General features: G+C 55.4%; 17 protein-coding genes. 9 read left to right on the plus strand and 8 right to left on the minus strand.

Annotation, left to right across the window (positions count from 1 at the left end; translation table 11 throughout):
- The first annotated feature begins 664 nt into the window (after positions 1-664).
- From OZX72_RS00630 to OZX72_RS00660, 7 genes are all read left to right on the plus strand, one after another.
- Positions 665-2518 (plus strand): FTR1 family protein, encoded by a 1854-nt coding sequence (locus tag OZX72_RS00630; protein ID WP_277158544.1) that lies wholly within the window; start codon positions 665-667, stop codon positions 2516-2518.
- Complete coding sequence (locus tag OZX72_RS00635) at positions 2515-2646, plus strand: hypothetical protein (RefSeq protein ID WP_277158545.1); 132 nt, start codon at positions 2515-2517, stop codon at positions 2644-2646. The genes OZX72_RS00630 and OZX72_RS00635 overlap by 4 nt, the downstream gene beginning before the upstream one ends.
- A gap of 270 nt (positions 2647-2916) precedes the next feature.
- Entirely contained in the window at positions 2917-3558 is a 642-nt protein-coding gene (locus OZX72_RS00640; protein WP_277158546.1) for an iron transporter, read from the plus strand.
- Positions 3559-3994: 436 nt separating this feature from the next.
- Entirely contained in the window at positions 3995-5269 is a 1275-nt protein-coding gene (locus OZX72_RS00645; RefSeq protein WP_277158547.1) for a Fe-S-containing protein, read from the plus strand.
- A 16-nt stretch (positions 5270-5285) separates the two neighbouring features.
- Positions 5286-6800 (plus strand): FtsX-like permease family protein, encoded by a 1515-nt coding sequence (locus OZX72_RS00650; RefSeq protein ID WP_277158548.1) that lies wholly within the window; start codon positions 5286-5288, stop codon positions 6798-6800.
- A gap of 7 nt (positions 6801-6807) precedes the next feature.
- Complete coding sequence (locus tag OZX72_RS00655) at positions 6808-8553, plus strand: FtsX-like permease family protein (protein ID WP_277158549.1); 1746 nt, start codon at positions 6808-6810, stop codon at positions 8551-8553.
- Positions 8554-8689: 136 nt separating this feature from the next.
- Complete coding sequence (locus tag OZX72_RS00660) at positions 8690-9481, plus strand: ABC transporter ATP-binding protein (protein ID WP_277158550.1); 792 nt, start codon at positions 8690-8692, stop codon at positions 9479-9481.
- Between the two features lie 146 nt (positions 9482-9627).
- Here OZX72_RS00660 and OZX72_RS00665 read toward each other — a convergent pair whose 3' ends face one another.
- From OZX72_RS00665 to OZX72_RS00675, 3 genes are all read right to left on the minus strand, one after another.
- Positions 9628-12174 (minus strand): YhgE/Pip domain-containing protein, encoded by a 2547-nt coding sequence (locus OZX72_RS00665; RefSeq protein WP_277158551.1) that lies wholly within the window; start codon positions 12172-12174, stop codon positions 9628-9630.
- Complete coding sequence (locus tag OZX72_RS00670) at positions 12171-14777, minus strand: YhgE/Pip domain-containing protein (RefSeq protein WP_277158552.1); 2607 nt, start codon at positions 14775-14777, stop codon at positions 12171-12173. Before OZX72_RS00670 ends, OZX72_RS00665 begins: the two co-directional genes overlap by 4 nt.
- A 271-nt stretch (positions 14778-15048) precedes the next feature.
- A complete protein-coding gene (locus OZX72_RS00675) occupies positions 15049-16629 on the minus strand; it encodes a BspA family leucine-rich repeat surface protein (RefSeq protein WP_277158553.1) in 1581 nt (526 codons plus the stop codon).
- A gap of 290 nt (positions 16630-16919) precedes the next feature.
- Between OZX72_RS00675 and OZX72_RS00680 the strand changes: the two genes are divergently transcribed.
- Positions 16920-18305 carry a putative ABC transporter permease gene (locus tag OZX72_RS00680; protein ID WP_277158554.1) on the plus strand — a complete coding sequence of 462 codons (1386 nt, stop codon included), beginning with the start codon at positions 16920-16922 and terminating at the stop codon, positions 18303-18305.
- Between the two features lie 429 nt (positions 18306-18734).
- On the opposite strand, the gene OZX72_RS00685 is transcribed toward OZX72_RS00680, so the two are convergent.
- Positions 18735-20207: an RNA-binding domain-containing protein gene (locus OZX72_RS00685; RefSeq protein WP_277158555.1), complete on the minus strand. Its 1473-nt coding sequence runs from the start codon at positions 20205-20207 to the stop codon at positions 18735-18737.
- A gap of 230 nt (positions 20208-20437) precedes the next feature.
- Here OZX72_RS00685 and OZX72_RS00690 point away from each other — a divergent pair, with 230 nt between their 5' ends.
- Entirely contained in the window at positions 20438-21736 is a 1299-nt protein-coding gene (locus tag OZX72_RS00690; RefSeq protein ID WP_277158556.1) for an ATP-binding protein, read from the plus strand.
- A gap of 53 nt (positions 21737-21789) precedes the next feature.
- Here OZX72_RS00690 and OZX72_RS00695 read toward each other — a convergent pair whose 3' ends face one another.
- The 4 genes from OZX72_RS00695 to nrdH all read right to left on the minus strand — a co-directional run bounded on the left by OZX72_RS00695 (position 21790) and on the right by nrdH (position 26438).
- The gene (locus OZX72_RS00695; RefSeq protein WP_277158557.1) at positions 21790-23088 is read right to left on the minus strand and encodes a ribonucleotide-diphosphate reductase subunit beta; all 1299 of its coding nucleotides are present in this window, start codon (positions 23086-23088) and stop codon (positions 21790-21792) included.
- Positions 23089-23235: 147 nt separating this feature from the next.
- Positions 23236-25395, minus strand: coding sequence for a class 1b ribonucleoside-diphosphate reductase subunit alpha (nrdE, locus tag OZX72_RS00700; protein WP_277159313.1), 2160 nt, complete (start codon positions 25393-25395; stop codon positions 23236-23238).
- Positions 25396-25552: 157 nt separating this feature from the next.
- A complete protein-coding gene (nrdI, locus tag OZX72_RS00705) occupies positions 25553-26104 on the minus strand; it encodes a class Ib ribonucleoside-diphosphate reductase assembly flavoprotein NrdI (protein ID WP_277159314.1) in 552 nt (183 codons plus the stop codon).
- 58 nt (positions 26105-26162) lie between these two features.
- On the minus strand, positions 26163-26438 hold the full coding sequence (gene nrdH, locus OZX72_RS00710) for a glutaredoxin-like protein NrdH (RefSeq protein WP_277158558.1): 276 nt from the start codon (positions 26436-26438) through the stop codon (positions 26163-26165).
- Positions 26439-26744 lie beyond the last annotated feature (306 nt).

The following is a 26744-nucleotide window of genomic DNA, read 5'->3' on the forward strand; positions in this document are numbered from 1 at the left end:
CGAAGATTCGTCCGTTCGCAAACCTGACATGGATATCATTCATTGATGTCGAGAAAGCCGAGATGCCAAGTTTGAAGGTGGTTAGGTATATATCTTCGACTGTCGATAAGAAATATGTAATCAGCGTTTATGAATCAATTGAGTTCATAAATTGGATAGAATGTCACAAAACGTTGAAATTTCGGCCTTAAATACCATAAAAAAATTTTAAAAACAAGTCTTTTTTTCTTTGTTGTTTTCCTTTATCCTATTTGGAGACACGACGGCACAATAGTGTCGCGTAATAGAGTGAAGCGGAGCGCCGATGCGTGCGAAGACAAGGCTGACCAAATTCATGGCATTGCTGCCATTGTTGGCGGTAGTTACGATGATTGCGTCGTTATTGGTGCCGCAGGGCTCTGCAATCAGGGCAGATGGTAAATCTTTAAATGCTGTAAGTTTGAATGTTTCTTATGATTCGGATAGCCAAGCCGAAGTAAATCAGCTGGTACAAGGTAATCAGACAACTGGAGAACGTTCGTACTCCGATGAGGAAGTATCGAACCAATATCAATCACAGTCTGCCGGTCCAGCGGTAACTGCTGGTATTTCCCGAAACAATACGCCGGTATGGAATCATTCAAGCATAGGGAATTTCGTTTCGCAAACGAGGTCTGCTGCTGATATGGCAGTAACGATGAATGCTGCGAATTCGGTCGAGAGACGGGCACAATTCAGTGGACAAGTAACGGAAGGCGAAGTGTCGCAGACTCAAGTAACCGTTGGAAATCAAGGCTATTTGATACGTCCTGTAGTGGACGCGGTTACTGCGGATGCTAACGCATCGCGGGGTCAGGTAATCGCTGGGAATCAAGGGTATTCGGTGCGGGCTACGGCGGATACCGTTACTGCGGAAGATGATACCTGGAGCGGGGTCGCCAAGGATTTGGGCAAGGGGCTTGCGCAGGTCAGCAGCACGTATGTTTCGGGGGACAGGACTACGGCCGCCTCGCAGATGAGCGCGGTTTCGACCAGATACACAGCTTCCAATTTCAGCAGGGCTGTTCAGGAAACGCTTGGTGCGGATCGTCAGCAAGGCGAGATGAGCCAGTTCCAGTCCGTGCAGCAACTGACGTATAGCGACGGGCATGGGGCCGATTTGGCCGCGCAGATTTCTACACTTTCCAACGAACTCGATACCGCTGCAGCACAGCTCGACGCTAGTCCGAACCTTGCCAAGCCCAAGGCCTATGCGGCTCAGATCGAGCAGACGGTCAAGGAGCAGCGCAAGGTGCTGCAGAAGAACAAGAAAACCAAGTTCGTTGGCTTGGGGAACCGCACGTGGCTTGAGGTCGCGGGGCAGATGGGCAAGGTCATCGATCAAGGTGTTGCCGCCGCGAAAGCCGGGGATGGCGAAAGGGGTGCCGACAAGGTCAACGAGGCCTATTACCAGTACTACGAAAAGCTCGGTTTCGAAAAGAACGTGATGAACGCGATTTCCGGTTCCCGCGTCTCCTATATGGAAAGTTGCTTCAAGGAGCTGCGCAAGGCCATGGTGCGCGGCGATGCGCCGGCAGGCATCAAGAAGCAGGCGGACGAGCTCAGGGCCAACCTCAATGTCGACGCGAAAAAACTTGATGGCGGGGCCGAAGATCAGGTCAATAGTGCCGCGAAATTCGCCACCAGCTCAATTGGGCAGTCGTTCCTGATTCTGGTGCGTGAGGGACTTGAGGCGCTGTTGGTGGTTGCGGCCATCATCGCCTACATGCTCAAGAGCGACAACAAGAAACTCGTGCGTTGGATTTATCTCGGCGTTATTGTCGGGCTTATTGGCTCGGGGCTGATGGCGGTGCTGTTCGCGGTGTTCTTCAACGGCAACGGGCCGCAGCAGGAGATCATGGAGGGCGTGGTTGCGCTGATCGCGATGTGCATGCTCATCTACACCAGCAACTGGATGCTCTCGAAATCAGACGTTGAAGCATGGCAAAGCTATATCGGCGATAAGACGAAAAAGGCCGTTTCGGGCGTGGCCACAGCGGATTCGCTGACGTTTGCGGGCGTTGTCTCGCTTGCGATGCTGAGTTTCTTGGCCGTCTTCCGCGAAGGCGCCGAGACGGTGATGTTCTATCAGAGCGTCTATTCGATGACGAAGGATTCGAAGGGCATGTGGATTGGCGGTTTGGCGGCCGCGGTTGTGCTGATTATCGTCTTCGTGCTGATTCGATACACTTCCGTACACATTCCGCTTCATCCGTTCTTCCTTATTACTTCGGCGTTGCTTGCCGTTTTGGCTGTCACGTTTGCCGGCGGCGGTGTGCACTCACTGATTGAAGGCGATGCCATCAACGGAACGTACCTGGCGAGTATGCCGACCAACGAATGGCTTGGGCTCTACCCGTACACCGAAACGATCGTCGCGCAGATTATCGCGGCCGTGGTGATTGTTGGCTTGTTCGTCGTTTTCGGTATTCGCAAGCATCGCGAAAAGACGGTAAAGGCTGCTCAACCTTCTGATTCCAAGGAGGCAGTTGCAAAATGAAAAATGAAAAGGCCATTCCTCGCCACTTAGCGGGTGGCGTGCGACCCGTGATTTCCGAAGCCGCCGAGTGCGATGGGAAGGCGGTGAATATGACGAAAACCGCTGGCTCGATAGAAACGCCCGCATAAAAGTTTCCGAAACAGCGATTCGGGAAACGTATTCTTCGGCAAGGTGATAAGCGGATTGTACATGAAGTCCACATTGCAGGACTTTTGGTTCCACATTGCAGGACTTTTGGTTTCGCTTGATGTCTATGGTTCAAGTCTCTGCTGAATCTATTTCGAGCTCGGTTCAAAGTTGTTGACACCAGGATGGTTATAGTTACCACCGCCGTTTACTGGGGCTTGAAATCAAATGAAACGTAATGATAAATATTCCAAAATAAACAGGAGAAAACAATGAAGAAGAACAAACTGACCGGCCTGCTGGCCGCCGTGGTCGCAGGGGCGCTCGCATTTTCACTCGCAGCGTGCGGATCGAACGACTCGGGTTCCGCTTCCGGCGACAAGGGCAAGTCCAGCTCGTCGTCCTCGCAGAAGTCGGATAAAAAGGCCAACAGCAATGGCGCCAAGTTCGAGGAGATTCCGATCGGGCACGACCAGCAGATCTTCCCGCTCAACATCGCGACCGTCTACTTCCAGCCGGTCGACATGTATCCGCAGGGAATGGGTCTTTCCGCGGCCGAATCGAATCTCCACCTCGAGGCCGACATCCACGCGCTCAAGGACAACAACCTCGGCTACGGCACCGGCGACTTCATCCCGAAGCTCACCGTCAAGTATCAGATCCAGGACAAGAACGACCCGAACAACAAGCAGGATGGCACGTTCATGGAGATGAACGCCGACGATGGCCCGCACTACGGTGCCAACATCAAGCTTGACAAGGCCGGTCAGTACAAGCTCACCTACACCATCTACAGCCCCGAAACCAATGGCTGGACGCTGCACGTCGACCCGGATACTGGCGTTAAGGGCCGCTTCTGGACCAAGCCGATTGTGGCCACGTTCGACTGGAATTACGTCGTGCATCAGTGGTGAAAAACGTTAAACGAGAACGTGACTGACGTGGTGGAGGAGGGAATATATTTGCTTCGGAACCCTCCAGGCCGGTAGGCCGAGCTTTACTCCTCAGCAAACATATTCCCTCCTCCACCACTCAACGGATATGACTCGCTTCGAGAGAAGCATTCACCATGATGCAAAGCGACTGGAGCGGATAAAAATAGTTTTCGCTTGGTTAGGAAGTTTTCGAACTTGCGTGATGCTTGGCTGGACGTGATTCGATTTTTCCTTTTATTTTTGTTGTTTCGATTGTTTCGGCACTTTCGGTCAGTGAGTTATTGGTTGAGCTGTGGTCTGTGGGGCATGCTTGCTGAGACATAAAGCTTGGCCTACCGGCCTGGAGGGTGTCGAAGCAAGTATGCCCCACAGACCACAGCGTCATGAGGAATTGTCAGTTAAGTAGGGAGTGCGGATGCTTGAGGAATTTGTGGGGGCGCTGCCGGGGATGGTGGCGCCGGCGCTGTTGGTGATGATACTGAGCGTACTGCTCAGGGTTGGCGAAGGGCGCGATAGACCAATCAGCCGGCAATGGCGGCTTTACGGGTTGATTGTCGGCATCGCTGCGGCGTTGATTTTTACGGTGCTGCGCGTGCTGGTCATTGTCGATCGGCGTTCCGGCGTCAACCTGCCGGTGCTCATTGGGTGCGTGGTCTGCGATGTGTTGATACTCGCGATTATGGCCTGTTCGAAGGGGCTCGTGCGCGACTGGCATGAGCATTCGATTCGGCTGCATGTGGCCAACGCGATTTCGGCGATCGGCATTGCCTTGACTACGTTCTTCGCCTCGCAGGATGTGTTCATGCGGCTGACCAGTTTTGTGGAGACCGGCGAATCTCCGTTTACGTCCAAGATGCTGCTGCGTGCGCTCGGCTTTGCGCTTGGCATCGCCACGGCCGTCGTGGTAGCGGCGATTTTCCGTACCATGCGCACGACCGCAGTGCGTGGCAGTTTCTTGGCAGCTTCGATGCTGATGCTGCTGATCTTGCTGGCTCGACATCTGACGCAGTTGTGCTCGCTGCTGATGTCGATGATGTTTGTCGAATTCGATGGCACCGCATTTAACGTGCTGATTCTCGCGGCGAACAACGATATGAAAATGGTCATCGCCTCGGTACTGGTTTTTATTATTCCTGTTATTGCCTCGATTGTGGCCGGCTTCCGCAAGCCGCTCACCGGGCCGAACGACGCCGTGGTCCGCGAGCGCAAAGCGTTCCGGAGGCGTGCGAAAGCGACTGGTGCTTGGAGCTTGATTGCCATGATTGTGGTGACGTTTGCATTGACCGCGGGCGTTGCCAAGGTGCATGAGCAGCCGACGCTTTCGCCGCCGGAAGGGTATTCACAGCATAACGGCATCGCGACCATCGCCTTCAACAAGGTGGATGACGGCCATCTGCACCGCTTCCAGTACAAGGCCAAAGATGGCACGGTGATGCGCTTCATCATTATCAAGAAGAATGGCGGCTCCTATGGCGTCGGACTTGACGCGTGTATGACATGCGGAGATGCCGGCTACTACGAAAAGGACGGCAAGATTATTTGCAAACGCTGTGGTGTGGAGATGAACGTGGCGACCATCGGCTTCAAGGGCGGGTGCAACCCGATACCGTTCCCCTACGAGGCCTCGCACGGCAAGATCACCATCCACGCCTCCGACCTCGACGTACTGTCGAGCCACTTCAAGGAATAAGGAATAGAGGCTAACAATGTTCCTATTACGAATGGTGTTCCGCTCGTTTTCGCGGCAGCTCAAGCGGCGATTGCTGATCGCGGTGACAGTGTGTCTGTCGGCCACAATCTGCGTGGCGATGCTTGGCGTTGTCTTCGATGTTGGCGACAAACTCAACGCCGAGCTGTCCACTTATGGCTCGAATATCGTCGTCAAGCCCAAGGCCGATGCGGTGGTGTCGGATTTGTACAATACTGCCGACGCGGGCAACGGCGCCGAAACCGCGGACCCGACCTCGTTCCTCAAGGAATCAGATGTGCCCAGCATCAAAACGACGTTCTGGGCGTTCAACATCACCGATTTTGCGCCGGAACTCAATGTGAACGCCACGATCGACGGACGCAATGTGCCGGTGACGGGAACGTGGTTCAACAAGAAAGTGCCGCTGGCGACAGGTGAGAGTGTGGTGGCCGGAGTCAAGGGCATGCGTTCGTGGTGGAAGGTCGACGGAACTTGGGCCAAAGACGGAGCCGGAGCTTCGGGAACAGGCAAGGTCGTGGCGACGGCTGACGGCAACAAAACCGATAGCGGTCAAATGAATGGGCAATCGGGAAGCGCCATGGACATGAGCATGAATATGGACATGGGTGGTAACGGCGGGAAGCAAACTGCCAACGCCGATTCCAAGAATGCTCAGAATGATATGGACAAACCGAATTCTCAGAGTGCTGATGGTGCGGTTCAGGGCATGATGGGCAAGGACTTGGCAAACGCTACCCATACCAAAGTCGGACAAACTGTGACGATTTCCAAAGCGACGGCCGACGGGCAGCACCGCAGCCAGCGTGTGCGGATTGTCGGGATTTTCGATTCTGGTGACAACGATGCCAACGGTCTCTATATTCCTTCGTGGTCGGCGCAACGACTTGCCGATTTGCCGGATTCCATCGACAAAATCGAGGTCAAGGCGCTCACGACCCCAGAAAATGATTTGGCTCGTAAGGCCGAAAAGGACCCGGCGGCGCTGAGTCAGGAGGAGTGGGAGACCTGGTACTGCACGGCTTATCCGTCTTCGATAGCCTATCAGATTGAAGAAGTTATGCCGGGGGCTGTGGCCAAGCAGGTGCGGCAGGTGGCGGCGCTGCAGGGCGACGTGCTGCACAAGACACAGGCTGTGATGATACTGATGACTGCGCTGAGTTTGATTGCGGCGGCCATCGCCGTGGCCAATTTGATGGCGTCTTCCATAGGCGAACGTGGTTCGGAACTGGCGCTGCTCAAGGCCATCGGTGCCACGGATGGTGCGGTTTCAAGGCTGATGCTTACCGAAACGGCGGTGATTTCACTCATCGGCGGATTGGTCGGCGCGGGGTTGGGCTCGCTGCTCGCGCAGGTCATCGGACATGTCGTTTTCGGTTCGGGGGTAGTGATGCGACCGATGGTGTTCGTGCTGGTGTTCGTGTTGCTGGCCGTGACCATTCTGATTGCTTCGTTCTCCTCGATTCGTTCGATTCTGCACCTGCGTCCGGCGGAGGTGCTGCATGGAAGGTAAACATTCAATGACAAATCGACAGATGTTCTTCCGTATGCTGTTCAGTGCGGTCTTCCGTCGGCGCTCGCGGGCGATGATGGCCGTGGTCGCCTCGTTGGTAGGCGCGGCAACGCTGTTCTGCCTGGCCGCCATCTGCGTGGCGGTGCCGCAGCAGATGAACGAGGAGATGCGGGCTTATGGCGCCAATCTCATTGTCGCTCCGACGCAGCGGACTGTCGGTGGGAAAGCCGTTGACAGTTCCAAAACCACGAATGTTGCGGATTCCGGGTTTGACCAGAAAACCGTCGCAGCGCTGAACTCGACCGTCAAAAATGTCGGTTCCGAGCGTTCTGCCGCCTATCGGTACGAGAACACGCGCATCAATTCGCTGCCGTTCGTTGTGGCGGGTATCGATCCGCACGATGTGAAAGCGCTGAATCATCACTGGAGCGTCGAGGGCAAGTGGCCGTCGAGCGGCGGGGTGATGCTTGGACGCGACGCGGCGACGAAGCTCGACGCCAAAATCGGCTCGGTTATCACCATCAAATACAGCCCCGGTAAAAGCGTGGCAGCGGCGACTGACGGGACTGGTGCTTCCAGCAGCTCCGGTGCGGGAAGTGAAAGCTCAGGTTCGAGCGGCTCTGGGAATGGCGGTACCAGTAGTGGAAGCAACACTAGTGGTTCGGGTTCTAGCTCTTCGAGCTCAACTGAGGGCAATTCTTCGGGTCATGACATGTCGAATATGAAAGGCATGAAGATGTCCGATTCGTCGCATGCCGATAATATTCAGCAAGGCATGGCTGACGCGACGGTGAAGGATAAGCTTGGCAAGGCGTTGGACGGTATCTCGTCGGAGGCCAAAACGCCGGATATGCCTGATATGGATATGTCTCATATGGGCACTCACGGTATGGGGGATATGCCAGGCATGAAGATGTCTGCTTCTGACCCCGGTTCCGTCAATCTTGCGGAATGGAAATCGCTGGAAACTACTAGTTCCGAACAGGCGCGGAATTACTCCGTTGCCGTTGAGTCAGCAGGATACGGCTTGACAGGAACGACTGGGGGGAACGCGGACACTCATTCCGGTTCCGTTCAGCTGGCCGAGTGGAAGCCTACCGCTCCCAACGCGGGCGGGATGGAATTCCGAGTGGACGGCATCGTCGATACCGGCGGCAGCGAGGACGATATGGTTTACGCCAACAACCTCGACGTCGACAAACTTACCGGTTTCGAACGCGGTGCGGATGTTGTTGAATTCTCCGTCGACGCATCCGATGCGGGTCTGAACAGTCTCGTCAGCAGCGTCAACAAGAAGGCCTCGCTGAACGCCAAGGCGCAGAAGGTCACGAAAATTACCTCGTCCAACGTTCGCATCATCACGATGCTGCAAACGCTCTTCTGGATCGTCACGGTTGTTGTGCTCGTGCTGACGCTCGTCGGCGTGGGAACTACGATTTCGTCCATCGTCTCCCAGCGTCGCAATGAAATCGGCTTGCGCAAGGCGCTTGGTGCCTCTTCACGAAACATCGCTGTGGAATTCACCGTTGAAGCGGCACTTTATGGGCTGATTGGTGGATTGCTCGGTACGGCTATCGGCTATGTGCTTGCTTATGCGCTCAGCGCTTCCGTTTTCGGGCAGAAACTCTCCCTCAACTGGCCGTTGGCGCTCGCCTCTGTGCTGGTCAGCATGCTGGTCGCGGTGCTTGCATCGCTGCCGCCGGTGCGCAACGCGGTGCGAATCGATCCGGCAGTTGTGTTGCAGGAGGAATGAGAGAATATGAGCGCTGGAACGAACAAGTCAGATATGAACACTGATATGGGTGCCGGTAAACGGAATGTTGAGGAGCGGCAGAGTCCGTTTACCTGCATCGCGAAACAAATTTTAGTAATGAGTGAAAGGAGTGGCTATGCTGCTCGAACTTGATCATATTTCGAAGATCTACGGCGACCTTCACGCGGTGGACGACCTCAGTCTCACCGTGCCGGCGGGGCAGTGGCTCGCGGTCGTCGGCTCATCCGGCTCCGGCAAAACCACGCTGATGAATATTATCGGCTGCATGGATTCGCCATCCAAGGGCTCGGTGACGCTTGAAGGCCGTGAGCTCAACGATTTGAATGCGACTCAGCTGGCCGATGTACGCAAGAACGTTATCGGCTTGGTCTTCCAGAAGTTCTATTTGGTGCCGCATCTCACCGCTGTCGAAAACGTGATGGTGGCGCAGTACTACCATTCCGTGGTCGATGAGAAGGAGGCGCTTGAGGCGCTCGATCACGTCGGGCTGAAAGACCGTGCAAAGCACTTGCCGAGCGAGCTTTCCGGCGGCGAGCAGCAACGTGTGTGCATCGCTCGCGCGCTCATCAACCATCCCAAGCTCATTTTGGCCGACGAGCCCACAGGCAATCTGGACGAGAAGAACGAGAAGATCGTGCTCGACCTCTTCCGCGAGCTGCACGAGCAAGGAACCACCATCATCGTGGTGACGCACGATGCGCTGGTCGCCTCGTGCGCACAGCGCGAGATCATGCTCAACCACGGCGTCTTGGTCGGCGAGCAGTGGAACGATGACAAGGCCCGGGAGGCCTACGAGGCGATGGGCGGCAAACCTGCCTCCACCGGTGCCCAGGTCGAGGGCGCCCAGCAAGGCGATACTCCGATTTCGTTCGCCAACCCGACGAAAGCCGCCAAAGTCCAAGGATAACCGGCAGAAACAGTTAATGCTAAAAGCACACGAATCGCAACTATTGATTTCGGATAATCGCGATTCGTGTGCTTTTTATGATTCACGTGCTTTTTCATGTCATCACTTGGACGTGCTTACATGAACCTTTACCAGCGAATTTACTCCTAGATCAGCTTGGTGCGTTCCATTTGGCCGGAGAACCAGGTGTTGAATTTCGAGGGCTTGGGCATGATGAGGCCGATGACGAGCATGACCGCAGCATAGATGAGGACAATGCCCATCTGAATCCAGAAATCGTTCTGGTAGATGCCGGCGATGGCGGCGCGGGCGGCTTGGATGGAGTGGGTGGCCGGCAGGAACGGGTTGATGACCTGGACGAATTTCGGCAGTACCTGCAGTGGGTAGGTGCCGGAAGAACCGGAAATCTGCATCACCAGAACGATAACCGTCAGTGCCTTGCCGATGGTGCCGAAGCAGGTCACGAGCGTGTAAATCACGAACGCGTAGACCAAACCGGAAACCCAGCCGGCGAGCATGAACAGCATCGGATGGACCGCGTGGACGCGCAGGAAAAGCAGCGTGCCGGCGCAGGAGAAGGTGCTTTGCAGCAGCGAGATGAAGGCGAAGATGCCGAAACGGCCGAGGAAGAGCTGGTAAGGTTTTGGCTCGTCGAAAAGACGACCGGCATCGTCAATCGAGACGGATTCATCGTTTGGTGAGGTGGAGGCTGCTGAAGTTTTGTCTTTAACGTCTTTAACGCTCGCACTGGCGGTATCGATACGTTGCGTGGCTTCGTTATCGGTATTTATTGGATTGTCGAGAACCAGCGTGTCTGCTTCTCTTAAGTCATCTGTGTTTGTCGTCGAGGCTTGGTCGGGTAAATCGTTATTGCCGGTGGTGGCAAGTGCTGCGGTGTCGGCTGTACGATACGGTTCTGTGCCTATGTGATTCATTGAGGCGGTAACGGTGCCAGTGAGTTTGCCGTTGCCTGCAAGTTTGTTGCTCTTTTGGCGGCGAAGCTTGCGTAGCCAACTCCAGCCTGAGCCGGAACTAGCCTCGCCAAGCTTACGCCGTGTTTCACGTGAAACGTCGGTTTTGATGGTCAGTGCAATCAAAAGTGAGCCGACCCAAAGCGGAATGAATGTGTAGAACGGGGTCAGCGAGGTGCCGAAATTTTCGACGGGGAAGACAGCGTTGCGTTTAAGCGCGACCGGCGCAGCGAGAGTGGCAGCGAGTTTGTCGGGGTCGCCGGAAAGCAGCTTTTTGACCTTGGCCATGTCACCGCTGTTGAGTGCCTCGGTCAGTTGCTGGCTGAAGGTGGTCAGCTTGCCACTGGCGTCGGAAAGCGTGGACGACGTGTCGTTGAGCGTCGTGTGTGCCTGCTTGAGTTTGTTGTTGACTTGGTTGGCGGTGGCGTTGAGCGATGTCACGCTGTTGTTGAGGTCGGTGGTCCCGGTGCTGAGGCTTCCGGAAACGGACGAAAGCGATGAAGTGATGCTTGCAATCTGCGGTTTCAACGTCGCCGAAAGATTGGTGCTGAGCCCGTCGATGGTCGTTTTTGATTGATTGGCGAGGCTGACGATTTGCTCGCGTTGCTGCGTTGCATTGCCGGTTTTCGCATCAAGGTCGTTGGCCGAAGTGTTCAAAGCGGTTTGCAGAGCCTTCTGTTGGGCGATGATATTGTCGAGAGTGGCAAGCGTGTCGGTTGGTGTTGCAGGCAATCCTGCCAGTGTATCCCGGATTTTCTGATATTGTGCCGCTTGATCGCCGATAAGCCCCGCCTGTTTGCGGATTGTCGCCGAAACGTCGGCGGAGGATTTGCCGGCGCTGTCGAAAGCGTTGCCGATATCCGTGCCGATGGCCCCGTTGCTGGCCGAGCTGGCGTTCAGTGCCTGAGAAAGCGTGGAAGTCGCGGTGTTGAGTGCGCCCGAAACGTCCTTGACGCTACCTCCCGCTTTGTTGAGCTGTTTCAATGATTTGCCGGTATCGTTGGAAGCGTTGTTGAGCAACGCCGACGAGCTGGAAAGCAAGGTTTGGGAGATGTCGATGAGACTGGCGTAGGCTTCAACGTTCGTCGCGGAATCGTTGAGCTGACTGGCCAAATCATTGATATTGCCGTTGAAGGTGGTCAGGCGGTCGCGGGCATTGGAGGAATCGAGCTGTTTGGAAAGGCCGTTCGCCACGCTCAGGGCAGTGCTCGTGATGGTCTTCGCGAACATCTCATTGACTTCTTTGGAGATCTGGTCCGCGCCTTGGCCGGTGACCTTCGGGGCGACGGCATTCTTCTTTTCGTTGGTATAGTACTCGAGCGTGGCGTGCTTGGCGTCGGAGGAGAAGAAGGTCATCATGTTGCGGCTGAAATCCTTGGGGATGATGACAGCCGCGTAGTAAGTGCCGGCTTTGGTCCCCTCGATGGCCTTGTCTTTAGTGGTGAAGGTCCAGTCGAGCTGGCTGTTGGCGCGCAGCTGGCCGATGACTTGGTCGCCGAGCTTCACTTTCACCGGCATGAGGTCGCTCGAATAGCCTTCATCGACGCTCGCTACGGCGAATTTGAGGTTTTTCGTGTTGCCGAACGGGTCCCAGCTCGCGGTGACGTTGAACCAGGTGAACAGCGCAGGAATGACGACCAAGCCCATGAGGATGATGATTGAGATGATATTACTGGTGATACGTCGTACGTCACCGGTGAACAGTTTCCATATAGTCCTCATCGCTGGTCGCCTCCTTCCATGTTATTTCCAGATAATGGTGTCTTGATTTTTGCTTTCTTGCGTGGCCGCTGACGTTCGTATAGCAGCGTGCGCACGGCATCGTCCTCGAGATTGCCGAGGCGTACCTGCCGGGCAAGACTGTCACGAATCGACTCGACACCGACCAGGAAAACGATGGTGACCAGGAACCAGATGACCCATGCCGCCAGCGCGATGACCTTGGTGCCGGTGGTCAGCGAGAAGGTGATGGCCATGGCAGCCGGAATGGCGATGCCGAAAGCCAGCGCACCGCGCATCAGTTTCGGGTACAGCAAAGCGAATTTCCGGGCGCGTTCCTCGATGCCGGCGCGGTATTCCTCTTTATCGGCCAACATGCTCAAGGCTTGCGAAATCGGGTATTCGTGGGTTTTGTGCAACGCAGGTTCGCTGGTGATGATGTCGCTGGCCTTGAGCTGGCGGTCGACTAGCTGCTGCAGGTTGCCCATGTGCGGCTTGACCACAAGCCCCAAAATAAAGAACAAAATCGCGAAAATCATCAAACGACCCATGTTGACGAACCATTCGGCGTGATAGAAGCCCGCGATGGTTTCACGCAACGCGTTGATGGAGTAGGTGAACGGGAAGTAGGGATACAGGTCGCGGAAGAATTTCGGCATCATTTCGATGGGGTACATACCAGACGAACCCGGAATCTGAATGATGACCAGCGCCACGCACAGCGCCTTGCCGACGTGCAGGAACGAGGCCGAAAGTGCGTAGGTGATGCTGACGTAAACCATCGAAGCAAGCATTGCGGTAATGATGAAAATCGGTACGTTGTGACATTGCACGCCGATGATGAGCTCACCGAGTACGGTGACTACGGCCTGTATTGAGGCGATCATAGCGAAGAGAATCCAGCGTCCCCAGTAGCGCTGACCTGGTGTCGGTTCGTTCTCCAGTCCGTCGTCGTCGACTTCCAGCTTCATCAAGACGACCAGCATGAACGCGCCGACCCACAGCGTCAGGTTCGTGAACAACGGTGCCATGCCGGAACCGTACGTGCTCACCGGATAGACCACTTTCGTGTCGAGGACGGTGGGTGAGAGCATGAAATCAGCGATTTTGGCGGCGTCCAGCTTGCCGTCGTTGCCTACGGATTTTGCCAAAATACCCGAGCTGCCGAGCGCTGACGAGCTGGAAAGTGCGGCGATGTCGGTGGTAAGCGTCGATAGATGGCCTTGCAGGTTCGCCAAGCCTTTGTCGGTGCCGACGAGCGCTTTGGCCGCAGCGGCAGCGGCTTGGTCGAGCTGGTCCAGCACGAGCGTGGATTGCGTAATCAAGGAGCCTTGCGAAGCGACGTTGGCTGAAGATGTTGCGGCGACCGTCGAAAGGCCGTTCAGACCGTTGTTAAGCTGTGGCAACGCTCCGGAGGTGATGGATTTCCGTGCGTTTGCGGCGTTGCTCAAAGCCGATTGCGTGGAAGTGTTGATGCCGTTGGCCGCAGAAACGGTGCTGGAGACCGTCGAACCGAGGTTCTTGCTGGAATTAAGGTCGTTCAAGGCCGTAATCGAATCCCCGAGACGCTGGTTCTGCGCTTTGAGATCGGCGATGGCGCTGGAACTGCCGGGCACCCCCGCTGCTTCCAAGCGGCTGATAAGGCTTCCGGTGTCGGTATTGATCTGCTGGGCCGAGGAAAGCGCCGATCCCACGTCGCCGTTGGCTTTCGTGAGTCCTGCTGCGATGGAATTGATGGCGACGTTCGATTGAGAACTGGCTTGAGAAAGCAGGTTCGAACTTTGGTCGAGGCTGCTGCCGGCGCTGTTGGTGAAGTCGTTGAGGGTGTTTTGCGTGTTCGTAATCGCGGATGAGGCGTTGCCGAGCTGTTTTGATGTCTGTGCTCCGGCCTTTTGCGTTTTATCGAGCGTGCTCCGAGCCTCTTTGGTCTTGTCGGGAATGCCGTTGAGAGTCGCGGTGAGATCGGTGATGTCGTTGCGGATGTCGGCGACGGATTGTTGTGCTTTGTTAAGGTCGGCGAGGGTGTCGGCCGTGGCGGTATCGGCTTTGGCGTTGATGTCGGTATCGGTTTTGTTGACGACGCCGGAAACGACCTTGCTCACCGTGGAAACGAACGTCTCGTTGACCTGGCTGTCGACGGTGGAAGCGCCGGTATCGGTTATGCGGCTTGCCAGTGCGTTCGCCTTTTCGTTGACGTAATATTCCAGCGTCGGACGTGTGCTGTGCCCCTCGATGACCCCGGTCACGCGGTCGCTGAAATTCTTCGGGATGATAATGGCAGCGTAACTTTCCCCCGATTCCACGCGCTGCATGGCCTCGTGCTGGTCGGCGAATTTCCAGCCCAGTTGGCTGTTGCCCTTGAGCTGGCGCACGATTTGGTCGCCCATATTCATCTTGCCGATGGGTTTCGCATCGGTGCCGCGGTCATTGTTGACGACGATCACTTCGATGCCGTTGGTGTTGCCATACGGATTCCAGAAACCTGCAATATTGAACCACGCGTAAAGCGGCGGGATGAAGACGAGACCGAAGAGGACGACCCACGCCGCCGGTACGCTCAGCAGCCGCACGATATCACGTCGCACGATAGCCATCACATTGCTCATGGAGCTCCTTCAAGTGACTGAATTGTCGGATGCAATGGAAACAGTCGACTCAACCTGTCGGTTCCCGCTTGTATTTACTATTATCCCCGTTGTATCACCCTATTTGAAACCCTAAATCTTCTGTTCAAAGCGAATATATTTGCTGGTTTTGCTGGGCTGGGTGACGTCTCCTCGGCCTGCGAGGCAAAAAACATGGAAACGACGGGAATGGAGCTGTGATGACTCTATTCCCGCCGTGTGGTGGGCGAGTATTCGATTGGGATGATTTTATTTACATTGTTTTACAGCCGGGCGAGAACCGGCGCAAGATTATGGACAGAGCGGTGAGTGCCATGGTGACGGCGGCGATGGCGAGGTTCAGGGCCGATGAACCGGTGCGCGCAAGTTCGTCGTGCTGTCCGTTGACTGCCTCCAGCTCTGCGGAAGCGGCATTTTCTGAGTCTTGCCCGAAAGCTGCGAGCGATGGAACGTGTTCCGGTTTGGTCAGGGACGGGTGGCCGGGGGTGCCAGGTAACACGGGTCCGGCGACGATTGGTTCCGTTTCCTCGTCTTCTGGCTCGATTTCGCCTTCTTCCGTGTCGGTCTCGCCGGCGTCGGCGTCGCTTTCTTCACCTTCGCCCGGTTCTGTTTCGCCTTCGCTGCCTTCGCCGGGTTCTGTTCCGTCTCCGAGATTGCTGCGCTGCCAGATCGCGTGCATCGTGATGTCATTGTCGGCGTCGTCGTCATTGTCCAAAGTGAGAACGGAACCGGTTTGATAATGGGGTTCCGCAGCGTCGTCGGTGTGCGCCCAACCGGCCAACGTGTGGTCCTTCTTACTCATCTCACCTTGACCAGGCATCTCGAATTCGGCTGGCGCGTCTGGCCAGGCGTCGCGTGTCATGGTCGCTGGAGCAGCGCCTTGCGCACCGTTAGCGTTGAAACCTACCGAAACCTCTGGTCTTCCGTACCAAGTGGTACTCGGCGAATCCTGCCCGAATCCAAGCGCTGGATCGCCTGTCCAATTACCGTCCTGACTCTTCCAACTTGCGGAAGGCGTGTTGGCGGCATTTCTGAAAGTCGCGTTTGCGCCGACACGGACAAAGCGCAGGCTCGTGCATCCATCGAACATATTGTCGATCCTGTCGTCGCCGCTGATTTTGGCGGTATCAAAGCCGGAAAGGTCGAGACGCGTCAGCGAGGAGTCGCCTTGGAACATCGAAGCCATGGTGAAGACATTGGCTGTCGAGAACGAGGAACCCATGTTGATGGACTTCAAACTTTTCATTCCACCGAACATATGATTCATGTTCGTGACGTTTGTCGTGTCGAATTTTTGCCCTAAATCAAGGTTTTGAAGCGTAGAATCCGACGTAAACATATAGCTCATATCGGTCACATTGCTGGTGTCGAATTTATCGCCAAAGGTTATGCTGCCGAGCGAGGGGTTCTTGTAGAACATATACCTCATGTTGGTAGCGTCGCTGGTGTCCAAGCCCGTTAAATCGATGCTGGTCAGATACGGCATGTCATAAAACATCTGGGAGGAGTCGACGTGGGCCTTGAGCGGCGTATCCACCGTCACCGACTTGATCGAATACCTCACGGAATACCACGGGCGGGTGTTGGGCAAGGTGCCGATACGATCATATCTGCTGCCAAGATGCAGTTGTGAGCAATCCGAACTCAATTGCCAGTAAGCATCGGTGCCAAACGAGCGTTTGCTGGCATCGCAGTAGGCTTGAGCGGTTGGTGTCTGCTCGGTGCTCTCGGATGATGGCTGATGCTCGCCGGCCATTGCGGTTTGTGGCACTATGGCAAGGGCGAGAGTGGCCAGGGAAGTGGCCGCAGTGGCTATTACGTTTCGTGTCTTCATTTGATAGTTCCTGGTAATCGGTTATTCGGATAGTCGGTTAATCATATGCAGGTGTCTAATTTTGATTTTTGATTTTCGTTTATTCGCGTAGTTTGCAATTCCAATGATCGCATGTTTTCTTATGCGCGATGACGTCACGCCATCTTCGGTGTGATATATGAAATATCCCCAATGCCAACGTATCGGCTTTATAAGACAAACGATAATAGATTGATGAATTTATACAACTTCTTTGACTCAGGATTTGAACCCAGCCATCGCGCTTGGTACCCTTAAAAAGATTGCTGAAGATGCTGGATGAAGGGGAGTGGGTTATGGAGACTGCTCCTCATGGTCTTAATGACGAAAATTCGAAATCGCTGGATGAAAAGCTTGGCGAGGCTTCACTCGGCTCTGCAAAATCGTCGGCGAACGCGCTCGGTAAGGCCGCGAGCTCAGCCGCTGACGCAGTGGCACATTCAGCCGCCCGGGCCGCGCAAGACGTTGGTGATGCTTCCCGTAATCTTGCGAATCATGCCTCTCGGCATCTCACTATCATCGGCCGCATTTACGGCGTTCTGGTCCTGTTCGTGGGACTCGTCGGCGTGCCGTATGTCGGTTACGCGATTCTCGACGGCATCCACAATTTTTTGACCGGCCGGCTTCGCCCCGATCTTCTTGACCTGACATTTTTGCTTACTTGTGCGCAGACGGTTGTTTCGTTCGTCAACGCCGCGACATTGATTGTTTTCGGCGTCACGTTGTTGCGTGACATGCGCAAGCATGCGGCGCGATGGGCGTACGTACTGATGGCGGTGACCGTGGCTCAGGGCATGCTTTCGTTGGCATTGCAGGGGCTCGGGCTTGGCGTCGGGCTCTCCCTGATTCAGATTGCGATTCTCGTGGCGCTCGCCATTGCGCTCGACCCGGCGCTGATCGGCGAACGTGCAGTGCAGCGCAAACTCAAGCGGATGGACGAGCACGACGAATACATCGAGGCCAAAGGCGCCGGGATGCTCGGCCGCGATCCGAGCGGTAAAGGCTACGTCGAGCTCAACGTTTTCAACGTGTTCTGGCTTTTTGTGGTCGGTTGCGTCGGCGGGCTGATTGTCGAGGAAATCTATCACCTTATATTCTTCAACGAGTGGCAGGACCGCGCAGGGCTGATTTGGGGCCCGTTCTCGCCGATTTATGGCTTCGGCGTTGTGGTGCTGACGATGTGCCTGAACCGGCTTTGGCACGCCAACGCCATCCTGATTTTCTTCGCCAGCGCGATTATCGGTGGTTGCTTTGAAGCGTTCGTGGCATGGTTTATGCAGATTGCGTTTGGCATCATAGCGTGGAATTATTCGAACGACTGGCTGCCGCTTTTCGGCGGGAAGACTTGTGGCAAATACATGGTTTTCTGGGGGTTGGCAGGCCTGATTTGGTTGCGTGAGCTGTTGCCGCGTCTGCTGAAATTCATCAATCTCATCCCGTGGAAGTGGCGTTACGCGCTGACCGCCGTCGCGCTGGTGTTCATGCTCATCGACATTGCGGTCACACTGATGGCGTTCGATTGCTGGTACGGCCGCATTGCCGGCTTGCCGCAGACTTCCCCCGTTGCCCGTTTCTTCGGCGAGCATTTCAACAACGCCGTGATGCAGCAGCGTTTCCAAACGATGAGCATCAACCCGAAGTGGTCCGGTCGCGCGTGAAGGTTCGTTTTGTCAAGGATGATTAGTCCGGCAGAATTGTACGAGATAACGCGAGATAACGCGAGATAACGCAAAAAGTTTACGTGAATGTACGCGAATACGCGGGAAAATACGCGAGATAGTACGAGATAGTACGAGATAGTACGAGATAGTACGAGATAGTACGAGATAGTACGAGATAGTACGAGATAGTACGAGATAGTACGAGATAGTACGAGATAGTACGAGATAGTACGAGATAGTACGAGATAGTACGAGATAGTACGAGATAGTACGAGATAGTACGAGATAGTACGAGATAGTACGAGATAGTACGAGATAGTACGAGATAGTACGAGATAGTACGAGATAGTACGAGATAGTACGAGATAGTACGAGGCCCGCCAAATAAAAATGGCGGGCCTCGTACTCAGTGGCTAGCTTAGTTACTTACTTACGAACGGTATAGTGTGTACCCCGTGTGGTGCCATCGCGGTTGACCATACCTTTTGCGTTAAGGGACTTCAACTGTTTACTAGCCCATGAAACGCTTATGCCGAGCTTCTGCGCGATTTCGCTTGTTTTCATTGGCTGTTTTGATTTTGTTAGTAGCGAGAGTACACGGTTTTCGCCATCCGAAAACGTTGAATGCGTTGGCGGCTTGGTCGGTGTCTGGCTACTTGTTGTCCTTTTTTTAACGTTCTTTATCGGCACGTTTAACGTCGTGCGGTTCGGGAACGACTGGGTCGTGGTGAGGGTGGGCTCTTCGGCGCCGATGTCGGCTGCGCCCTGGCGCATGACATCGAAGCCGCTGCCCATGCGTTCGCCTCCACCTACGAGGTTGAACATGGCAAGCAGTGTGGGATTACGCGAGTCGGATATGCCGCCTTGCAATACTTCGTCTTTGGTGAGTCTGAGCCCGCCGGGGTTGGTGAATTCGAGGCAGTCGAGCTTGCGTATAACAACAGTTCCGCGCCGTCCGTAGTAATCCGCGTGGACGAGGGTGTTGGTCAGGGCCTCGCGCACAGCCTTGTCCATCGGGCCTTCATCGATTCGTTGCATGTTCGGGGCGAGCCGGAAGGGATGTGGAATGGTGGCGATGAGTTTTGTGGTGACCTTCAGCCAGAAGTCGTACAGGTTGCCGCTCCATGTCCCCTCGGTCGAAATGATGCGGTCGTCCCATCGGTTCTGTCCGAGTTTTTCGTGATAGTCGAGGAAATAGTCAGGGAATTCCCGCGTAATCGCCTGATTGTCGCAGAACATCAGCAGGCCGGCGCGGGTTGGGTGCAATGTGGCGTCCTTCGCGAAATCCACGGCGTTGAGTTTTAGGAGGAAATCCTTGTCCGGAAGGTTGTTCCACGGGTGATCGGGTCGGCGGAACGCAAGGTTCTTGCGGTAGGTATCGAGTGTGTCTTTACTGATGGCCTCGAGGCCCACTTCGTCGACGATTTTACGGTCGAGAGGCGTGAGGCTGCTGTCGCGCAGCATGGCCCGGCTTTCGTCGGCCGTGCAATGGTAGTCGCCGTCGGCGTTACGGCGGTAGGCGCCGGTGAGCGGATTGGGGCCGAGATAAACGGGCTTGTTCTCACGCCGGGCTGCAGGAACGTTGATGACGATGATATCCTTGCCGTCTTCGGACTGGACGCTTATGTCCTCGTCGGTGAGAATATTGATGTTGACTTTCGTTCGGTCGTTGAGGGTGTTCCAGAAGTCCCTGATGAGTTTTTCGGTGTCGGCCACGCCGGAGACGGACAGTTTGCGGGTTGCTTTGTCTTCGGCGACGCCCAGCAGGATTTTCCCGCCCTCGCTGTTGGCGAAGGAGGAATAGGTCTCCCAAATGCTATGCGGAAGCCCGTGTTTCGCGAGTTTGGCCTCGATCTGGTTGGTTTCGCGCAGATTCGAAATGTCAAGTCGATCAGCCATGGTTCAACCTTTCCGAAAGTGGTTCCGTACCTATAAATTTCCTTTATTCGATGATAACCCAGATTAGAGAAGGTTTCGAGGAAAGGAAGCCCCAAGGTGTTCCGATGAGGGTAAGCATTGTCTTTATGCGGAGAAAAGTTCGCTGTGTTTATAACTTTTCCAGTTATACTATGAAAAGTTTGATTATTTGATATACTTTTCATAGTATAAGTAGAAAAGTTGGCGTTGTGATGATGCGAGATAAAAATATCAAGGACAACGATACCGAAGTATTGGGGAGCAAAGTCGGCAAGGCTGCTCTGCTTGACAGTGCATCGTTGGAGCTGAAACCGCGCCCGGATTATCTCGCTACTTTGGTCAAATTTCTTGATAATGGTGCCATCAAGGTCGTCTCCGGCATGCGCCGCTGCGGGAAATCGAGTCTGCTTATCCTGCTCGCAAGATACTTGCAGGAAAAAGGGACCCCGCGAAACCATATCGTGATGGCGAATTTCGAGTCCTCCGAGTTTTTCGACGTGACTGATTATCGCAGCTTGACGGTGTGGTTGCATAAACGCATGAATGAATCTGGCCATTACTATGTGCTGCTCGACGAAGTGCAGCTGGTGGAGCATTGGGAACGTGCCATCAACGCGCTGCGTGTGGATGCCGACGTGGATATTTACCTGACCGGATCGAATGCCTACCTGCTTTCCTCACAACTGGCTACGCTACTTTCCGGGCGTTATGAGGAGATCAATGTTTATCCGCTTTCATTCAAGGAGTTCATGGATTATGCCGGTCTTTCCGACCGCCGGCTTGGACTCGAACGTTATCTGCGATTTGGGGGATTGCCGCCAGTTGTGGATCAAGGCGATGACCGGCAGCTGGCCGAAACGATGCTTTCGGGGATATACAACACCGTGGTGGTCAAGGACGTCGCGCAACATGTTCAGATCCGGAATATGGCAGTGTTCGGCGACGTCGCGCGTTTTCTTGCCGATACCACCGGTTCGAGCGTGGCCATCACGAACATCGAGCATCGGCTGGCCAGTGCCCATCGTAAGACGGCTGGTGGCACAGTCGAGCGTTACGTGCAGGGTCTGGTGGATGCGTTTTTGTTCTCGCGGGCTCAACGCTACGATTTGAAGGGTGGGGCCTATCTGCAAGGTGGCGATAAATATTATCCCGCTGATCTGGGCATTCGCAATATGCTATTGGATTTTCCGGCTGGAGATTTCGGCTTCGCGCTGGAAAACTTGGTCTATAACGAGTTGAGGACCAGGGGCTTCCATGTCCGTGTCGGCAAAATCGGCACTATCGAGGTCGATTTCATCGCAACGAAAGGCGAGACGAAACTGGCGATTCAGGTCACCGCCACCATGCTGGATGAAAAGACCCGTCAGCGAGAGTTGGCTCCGCTGCAGCAGCTTATGCCTCAAGCCGCCAACGAAGGTTTGAGGCGAATGGTCCTAACGTATGACACCGTTGGGCTTGGAGCTGTTGACGGCATCGAGATTGTCAATGCCGTCGATTGGCTGATGGAGTGAACGACTAACCGACTTAACCGGATTTGACGTTTTGATGCGTCTATTTCAGCCAATCAGAAATCCCAGTCGTCGTCGCTGGTTTCCTCGGCCTTGTTGGCGGCGGTCGCGCCGGTTGAAGTTGCGGGCGAGGATGCCGAAGTTCCGGCGGTTGCGCTCGCGGAATTGGCTGAGGTGAAATTGATGCCGGAGCCGCCGAACAGGCTGGCGGGTTTGAGAGCCGACGCCAGCGATTCCATATCGTTGAGCTCGTCGATGACGGCCGGGTTCGGCTGGCTGATCTCGGTGGGGAACAGGGCCGGGTATCCCAAGTATGAGAGGGCTTTGTTGGCGTTGTAGCTCAGGAACTTTTCGATGTCATCGTCAAGGCCGAGGTTGGCGTAAGGCAGCGTATAGTTGTAATCCTCTTCGGCGAAATAGAGGTTGTTGGCAAGGTCGTAGACATACTGGCGCATGGTTTCGCGGGTTTCGTCGTCGAGCTGTTCGAGCTTTTGCTGGTAGACGGAACCGAGGTACGAGCTGGAAGTGACGATATCGCGATTGATCAGGCGAATGATATCGGCGGATTTCGTCATCGTTCCGCGGCTGGAAAGCCACATCGGCAGGTAGAAACCGGATTCCACTAGCAGTGCTTGTGCAAGCACCGCCGCCACGAGCCGCTTCAGCGCACCGAGGTCGGGAAAGCTGCTTGTCTCGGAATCAGAATTAGAAGCGTTTGAGGCGGCGATTTCGGTCGGTGAAGTGATACTTGACAAATTTGTAGACGTATCTGCGTTCTGGCCTGATTGATTGGCCGCGTCAGAGACGGTGATACCCGAGACATTGAAAACAGCAGCGTACACGTCGTTGAGCAGCCGCAGTTTTTCCTGCATCGATTCGTTCTGCTGTGCCCAGGCAAATGGTGATTGTGCTGATTCATTGGCCTTGTCGATATTGGCGGAAGTATTTGAATCCGTTGAATTTGCAGACAGGTTGGTGTCGGCATTGCGCGTGTCGTTTGCTTCGTCGGAACCGAGTGCAGCGATCAGCGCCGAATAGGCTTTCGTGTGCATCGACTCGGCGAATGCGATGGCAGTCAAAACCGCCTGACTGATTCCGGCATTATCCCGCTCGGCATCGCTGCTCAAAGCTTTGGTCGCGTTGCTGGCCTGCAAGGATTCGACAACGGAAAGTCCTGCGAAAATCCGGCTCAGTGCAGTCCGTTCGGAGCAGCTGAGCCTATGAATGTCTTGGGCGTCATCCGCCAGTGAAACCTGTTCGGGCGTCCAGAGTTGCGTGGTCATGGTGTTGAAGGCATCGCGGCTTGTATCGGCGTCTGCGCCGTCAAGATTCCAGTTCATCGCGGTGAAAGTCATAAATATTCCTTTGTAAAGTATGTGATTACTTATCAGTATTGCACAGCCGCTTAATCCCGTGTGAGGTGACTTATGCAAGTGCCCGCCAGTATCAACGGATATCTGGCGGGCACTATCGATTTTCAGCTCGAGGCTTGAGCGCTGAATTTACAGCATGCAGCTGACACAGCCCTCGACCTCGGTGCCCTCAAGCGCCTGCTGGCGGATGCGGATGTAGTAGAGGGTCTTGATGCCCTTGCGCCAGGCGTAGATTTGCGCCTTGTTGAGCTCACGCGTGGTGACGCCGGCGGGGAAGAAGAGGGTCAGCGAAAGGCCCTGATCGACGTGCTGGGTGGCCTCGGCGTAGGTGTCCACGATCTTCTTCCAGCCGATCTCGTAGGCGTCCTGGAAGTACTCGAGGTTGTCGTTGGTCATGTACGGCGCCGGGTAGTAGACGCGGCCGACCTTGCCTTCCTTACGGATCTCGATCTTCGAGGCGATCGGGTGGATGGAGGAGGTGGAGTGGTTGATGTAGGAGATCGAACCGGTCGGCGGCACGGCCTGCAGGTACTCGTTGTAAATGCCGTCCTTCAGGATCTCGTCGCGTAGCGTCTCCCAGTCGGAGACGGTGGGGATGTGGATGCCGAAGCGCTCGAAGAGATCTTTGACCGTTTGGGTCTTCGGCTCGAGGGAACGGCGGCCGTCGGTGTACTTGTCGAAGTAGTTGCCCTGGCCGGCCGGCTTGGCGTAATCGGAGGTGTCGAAGGTCGCGAAGGCGTGGCCGCGCTCGACGGCCAGCTTGTGCGAGGCCTTGTAGGCGTGGTAGGCCACGGTCATGAAGTACATGTCGGTGAAGTCCAGCGCTTCTTCCGAGCCATAATACATGTGCTCGCGGGCAAGGAAGCCGTGGAGGTTCATCTGGCCCAGACCGATGGAGTGGCCCTCTTCGTTGCCGCGCTTGATGGACGGCACGGAATCGATGTGGGTCTGCTCGGAGACGGAAGTCAGCGCGCGGATTGCAGTCTCCACCGGATCGGCCAGGCCGCCGTCCATCGCCTTCGCGATGTTCAGGGAGCCGAGGTTGCAGGAGATGTCCTTACCGACGTGGTCGTAGCTCAGGTCGGCGTTGTAGGTGGAGGGCTCCTGCACCTGCAGAATCTCGGAGCAGAGGTTCGACATCGTGACGCGGCCGTCGATCGGGTTGGCGCGATTGACGGTGTCCTCGAAGAGGATGTAGGGGTAGCCGGACTCGAACTGCACCTCGCCGAGGGTCATGAAGAACTCACGGGCATCGATGTAGGTCTTGTGGATGCGGTCATCGTGCAGCATCTCGTCGTACTTCTCAGTCACCGAGATGTCGGCGAACGGCTTGCCGTAGACGCGCTCGACGTCGTAGGGGGAGAAGAGGGCCATCTTCTCCTTGCGCTTGGCCAGCTCGAAGGTGATGTCGGGGATGACGACGCCGAGGGACAGCGACTTGATACGGGTCTTCTCGTCGGCGTTCTCGCGCTTGGTGTCGAGGAAGCGGAGGATGTCGGGGTGGTGAGCGTTCAAGTAGACGGCACCTGCGCCCTGGCGTGCGCCGAGCTGGTTGGCGTAGGAGAACGAGTCCTCAAGGAGCTTCATCACCGGTACGACGCCGCTGGACTGGTGCTCGATGTGCTTGATTGGTGCGCCCTGCTCACGCAGGTTGGTGAGCAGCAGTGCCACGCCGCCGCCGCGCTTGCTCAGCTGCAGGGCGGAGTTGATGCCGCGGGAGATGGACTCCATGTTGTCCTCGATGCGCACGAGGAAGCAGGAGACGGGCTCGCCGCGCTGTGCCTTGCCCAAGTTGAGGAAGGTCGGGGTCGCGGGCTGGAAGCGACCGGAGAGAATTTCGTCGACGTACTTGACGGCGAGCTTTTCGTCGCCGGCCGCCAGCTCGAGCGCCACGGCGGCGCTGCGCTGCGGGAAGTCCTCGAGGTACTGCTTACCGTCGAAGGTCTTCAGAGCGTAGGAACGGTAGAACTTGAAGGCGCCGAGGAAGGTCTCGAACTCGAAGCCGAAGTCCTCGACATGCTTGTAGAAGGAATCCAGGAACTCGGGGGTGTACTGGTCGAAAACGGCCTTTTCGTAGTAGAGGTTGTCTTCCAAGTACTTGATGCGTTCGGCGGTGGAGCCGAACTTCATCGTGTTCTCCGCGACGTGGCCATTGATGTAGGCGCGCTCGGCCTCCTTGTCCTTGTCGAACTGGATCTTGCCGTCCTCGTCGTAGAGGTTGAGCATCGCGTTGAGCGAATGGTAGTCGTGCTCCGGGTCGAAACCGGTGTCTTCGACGGTGTTATCCATGCTCAGCGCTGTGTCGTTGAGAGCCATTTGTTGGTTCCTTTCAGGAATTTGCTGGTGATGATTAAAAGGTACACACCCAAAGCGGGGCATTTAAAATAAAAAGGGCGGAATTCCGCCGAACGGTTTTTAAATACCCCCTTTTGGGTGTGCGTAAAATTCATAACGAACGATGTTTCGCATCATTCTGACGGGCCTCGAGAAAGAAGTCCCTTACGCCTTCGCGCACCTGGCGTTGGTCGTCCGGCGTGCCCAAGAGTTCGAAATTATACATGAACGGGACGTGGCACTTCTTGGAAATAATGTCGCCCGCCGCACAAAACGCAGTGGCGAAGTTCCTATTGCCCGAGGAAATGACGCCGCGGATGAAGCTGCGGTTCTTGTGTCCGTTCAGGAATTTGCGAATCTGAGGGAGCAGCGCTTTGGCGATGTTGCCGCCGCCGTAGGTCGGTACGATGAGCACGTATGGTTCGCGCACCTGCAACGGCGCCTCTTTCGGACGCAGCGGGATGCGGTAGACGTTGATGCCCTCGTCGGGGAAACCGCAGCTTTCGATGAAGCGTGCGGTGTTGTTGGAAACCGAGGAGAAGTAGACCACGGCGCCGATGTGCTCGCCTTTAGCTTTTGCCTCTGGCTCGCTTGGTGTCACGCACTCGTCGTCGTACGGCTCGGCACCTGTGGTGGTGGCGTTATCGATATTCGCGTTCGCCATCGTCGCCTTCTCTCCGAGATTCGTCTGGTTGGTTTGCTTCGTCTGGTTCATCGTCAGGTCAGGCGAGAACGGACTGCGAAGCCTTGGCGTCAGCAGAAGTCTTGACGGCGTTGGTCGCAAGCTGCTTGATGAGGTCCGGACGGTAACCGCTCCAGGAGGCGTCGGGCGTGATGACGACGGGCGCCTGGCGGAAGCCGGCCTGCGTGAGCTGTTCGAGAGTGGAGGGGTTTTCAGTCAGATCCACCGCTTCGAACGCGATGTTGGCTCGCGTAAGCTGGCGCTTGGTCGCCTCGCACTGTGGGCAGCGTGGTTTGGTGAAAACGGTAACGGTCATCGTAACCTCCGAATCGATGTCTTGTAAGCTTTCAAGAACTCAGGTTACATGGTTGTAGTTCCAAACTGAACCCCAACTTCTAGTAGCGTGTCGGTTTACCAACCACTAGATATAGTGCTTATGGCTTCTAAAGGCAGATGGCACAAGGGGTGTCGGAATAAGGGCGCAAATTACGTATTACGTATAGTGTGTTTTATTTCACAATACACGCTGGCAAGAGAAAATAGACAAGTGGATTGATGTGGAAAAATCTGGATATTTCGGTGGATAAATTGCCGTTTTCCCGGATTCCAGATTGGTTGATTA

Origin of the sequence: Bifidobacterium sp. ESL0769 (genome assembly GCF_029395495.1) — a bacterium.
GTDB lineage: Bacteria > Actinomycetota > Actinomycetes > Actinomycetales > Bifidobacteriaceae > Bifidobacterium.

Bases quoted from the DNA above. Each gene is read 5' to 3' on its own strand.
- OZX72_RS00630 (WP_277158544.1), top strand. From the start codon at position 665: ATGGCAGTAACGATGAATGCTGCGAATTCGGTCGAGAGACGGGCACAA.
- OZX72_RS00635 (WP_277158545.1), top strand. From the start codon at position 2,515: ATGAAAAATGAAAAGGCCATTCCTCGCCACTTAGCGGGTGGCGTGCGA.
- OZX72_RS00640 (WP_277158546.1), top strand. From the start codon at position 2,917: ATGAAGAAGAACAAACTGACCGGCCTGCTGGCCGCCGTGGTCGCAGGG.
- OZX72_RS00645 (WP_277158547.1), top strand. From the start codon at position 3,995: ATGCTTGAGGAATTTGTGGGGGCGCTGCCGGGGATGGTGGCGCCGGCG.
- OZX72_RS00650 (WP_277158548.1), top strand. From the start codon at position 5,286: ATGTTCCTATTACGAATGGTGTTCCGCTCGTTTTCGCGGCAGCTCAAG.
- OZX72_RS00655 (WP_277158549.1), top strand. From the start codon at position 6,808: ATGACAAATCGACAGATGTTCTTCCGTATGCTGTTCAGTGCGGTCTTC.
- OZX72_RS00660 (WP_277158550.1), top strand. From the start codon at position 8,690: ATGCTGCTCGAACTTGATCATATTTCGAAGATCTACGGCGACCTTCAC.
- OZX72_RS00665 (WP_277158551.1), bottom strand. From the start codon at position 12,174: ATGAGGACTATATGGAAACTGTTCACCGGTGACGTACGACGTATCACC.
- OZX72_RS00670 (WP_277158552.1), bottom strand. From the start codon at position 14,777: ATGAGCAATGTGATGGCTATCGTGCGACGTGATATCGTGCGGCTGCTG.
- OZX72_RS00675 (WP_277158553.1), bottom strand. From the start codon at position 16,629: ATGAAGACACGAAACGTAATAGCCACTGCGGCCACTTCCCTGGCCACT.
- OZX72_RS00680 (WP_277158554.1), top strand. From the start codon at position 16,920: ATGCTGGATGAAGGGGAGTGGGTTATGGAGACTGCTCCTCATGGTCTT.
- OZX72_RS00685 (WP_277158555.1), bottom strand. From the start codon at position 20,207: ATGGCTGATCGACTTGACATTTCGAATCTGCGCGAAACCAACCAGATC.
- OZX72_RS00690 (WP_277158556.1), top strand. From the start codon at position 20,438: ATGATGCGAGATAAAAATATCAAGGACAACGATACCGAAGTATTGGGG.
- OZX72_RS00695 (WP_277158557.1), bottom strand. From the start codon at position 23,088: ATGACTTTCACCGCGATGAACTGGAATCTTGACGGCGCAGACGCCGAT.
- nrdE (WP_277159313.1), bottom strand. From the start codon at position 25,395: ATGGATAACACCGTCGAAGACACCGGTTTCGACCCGGAGCACGACTAC.
- nrdI (WP_277159314.1), bottom strand. From the start codon at position 26,104: ATGGCGAACGCGAATATCGATAACGCCACCACCACAGGTGCCGAGCCG.
- nrdH (WP_277158558.1), bottom strand. From the start codon at position 26,438: ATGACCGTTACCGTTTTCACCAAACCACGCTGCCCACAGTGCGAGGCG.